Source organism: Bifidobacterium sp. UBA6881 (genome assembly GCA_002451435.1).
In the GTDB taxonomy this organism is placed as follows: Bacteria; Actinomycetota; Actinomycetes; order Actinomycetales; family Bifidobacteriaceae; genus Bifidobacterium.
In genome coordinates this window covers 1-2,260 of the sequence record DKCF01000048.1, presented here as the reverse complement: position 1 = coordinate 2,260, position 2,260 = coordinate 1, and the positions used below count along the sequence as shown (strand labels likewise).

Annotated in this window: 3 protein-coding genes; all 3 read right to left on the bottom strand. The window is 60.4% G+C overall.

The features are described from left to right. Positions 1-317: phosphoglycerate kinase (pgk, locus tag B3C64_RS03975; RefSeq protein ID WP_291533893.1), on the bottom strand; the 317-nt coding region annotated here is incomplete at its 3' end. A gap of 137 nt (positions 318-454) precedes the next feature. Continuing rightward, positions 455-1,405: a DNA-binding protein WhiA gene (gene whiA, locus B3C64_RS03970; protein ID WP_291533891.1), complete on the bottom strand. Its 951-nt coding sequence runs from the start codon at positions 1,403-1,405 to the stop codon at positions 455-457. Positions 1,406-1,555: 150 nt separating this feature from the next. Beyond that, positions 1,556-2,260: RNase adapter RapZ (gene rapZ / locus B3C64_RS03965; protein ID WP_291533889.1), on the bottom strand; the 705-nt coding region annotated here is incomplete at its 5' end.

Below are 2,260 nucleotides of genomic sequence, written 5' to 3'. Positions count from 1 at the left end.
TTCATCGCGGCGACCTTGGCCTGAGCGTCGGCGCCATAGGTGTCCTCGGCCAGCGGAACGGTGATGCCGAGCAGTTCGCCAAGGCGGACGGCGACCGGAGCCAGGGACAGTTCCGGAACGACCTTGCCCTTCGGACGGCCGAGGTGGGCCATCAGAATGACCTTGGCGCCTTCTTCGCGCAGGGCCTTGATGGTAGGCAGGGCGGCCTTGATACGACCATCATCGGTGATCGTGGTGCCGTCCAGCGGGACGTTGAAATCAGCGCGGACCAGAACGCGCTTGCCCTTGAGATCTCCAAGATCCTTGAGTGTCTTCATGTATATCCTTTCCTAGCCGCTTGAAGCGTGGAATGGCCATATTGCCACTTACGAATGATACAGCCCGATGGAACAAAAAACACCATGCCGTTCGAAAACGGGCATGGTGTTTTGCCGAAGTGGAGCCGACGGACGACTCAGGCCGCTTGGTGACGTGCCTTCTCGGTTTTTTCCGCGAGCTGCAGCAGACGGCGGATGCGGCCTGCGATCGCGTCCTTGGTGATCGGCGGTTCCGCCAGACGTCCGAGCTGTTCCAACGAGGCGTCCGAATGATCGAGACGGAGCTGGCCCGCGGATTTGAGGTTGTCGGGAATGTCATCGCCAAGAATCTCAAAAGCCTGACGGACCTTGTCGCATGCCTCGGCCGCGGCCTTGGCGCTGCGTCGCATGTTGGCGTCGTCGAAGTTGGCCAGACGGTTGGCTTTGCCGCGTGCCTCGCCGTCGGAGCGCTTTCCGGTCCATTCGCGGGCCGAATGGGGCGCGCCCATGAGGATGAGCATGCGTTCGATCGCATCGGGATCGCGCAGCGTCACGCGCTCGGAGCTGCGCAGCTTGCGTGGTTTCGCGGTGATGCCGAGACGCCTCGCCGTGGAGACCAGCGCCAACGCGGCCTCGTGATTCGGACAGACGATTTCCAGGTAGCTTGCCTTGCCCGGGTCGGAAAGACGGCCATTGGCCATGAACGCTCCGCGCCATGCGGCCTTGATCTGCGCGATCTTGCCGTTGATGATCTCGCTGGGCAGTCCCAATACCATGTTCTTGGTGTACCGGCTGTACAGACCGGTCTGCAACACCAGTGCGGCGCTGCCCTTCGGCACACGCACCACATAGCGCTGTACCGTGCCGGTCGGAGTCTGTCGTGCGATGGGAGTGAATGTGGCTTCGTGACCGTACAGGTTCTTGATGGTGTCCTGCAGCCACAAGGCCGCGTCCTTGGAGTCAAGTTGAGCCTGCACCAGAATGTGATGGTCCACCGAGTGCAAACCGTTGCCGAATCGAATCATTGCCGTGGCCTGCGCCTTTTTGGCGATGGGCAGCTCGTTGTCGATTGCGGCCAGCTCACTTTTGACGTCATCCAGAAGAGCCAAGAGCCAACCTCCTACTTTCCTGTTCTTCCCTAAATTTCAGGCGAGTCGCGGATTCCTCCCGCGAGAGTACCGGCTTACTGTGATACCGAATATCTTGGACAATCGCCGTATGCTTTCTTTGTATTCGGACGCGTCCTTCTCATAATGCGGTCACTTTTCGGTTCCCTTGTTATCCAGCTCGCGGGCGGAAACGGACACGTTCAATCCGCGGGACCGCAGCCGCTTCGCCAAAGCCTCGCTTATCGCCACCGAACGATGCTGGCCGCCGGTGCATCCGATGGCGATCGTCACGAAATGCTTGTCTTCCTGGGCGTACCCCTCGATGGCGACCGCGATGGCCTTTTCATACGCGTCGAGGAACTCGGAAGCGCCCTCGCTGGAGAGCACGTAATCGCTGACCGCCTTGTCGCGCCCCGTCATCGAACGCAGCTTCGGCACCCAGAACGGATTCGGCAGGAAACGCACGTCGGCGACGAAATCGGCGTCTATCGGGATGCCGTACTTGAATCCGAAACTGAAGATGTGCACGGATACCGTTGAGGGGCCGGCGCCGAGCAGGCCTTCATAAAGCTTCGTGGACAGCTGGTGGATGCTCAACGTGGAGGTGTCGATGACGATGTCGGCGCGCTCCTTGAGGTTCTCAAGCAGGTCGCGTTCCTCGAGAATGCCGTCGATCAGGCGGTTGCCATGCTGCAGGGGATGCGGCCTGCGCACGGATTCATAACGCTTGATAAGCACCTCATTGCTCGCGTCAAGAAAGAGGATGCGTGTTTTGACGCCGAGGTCGTCCAAATGGCTGAGCACCGCGGACAGATCGTCGAAGTAGTCGCGCGACCGCACGTCGATGACGGCGGC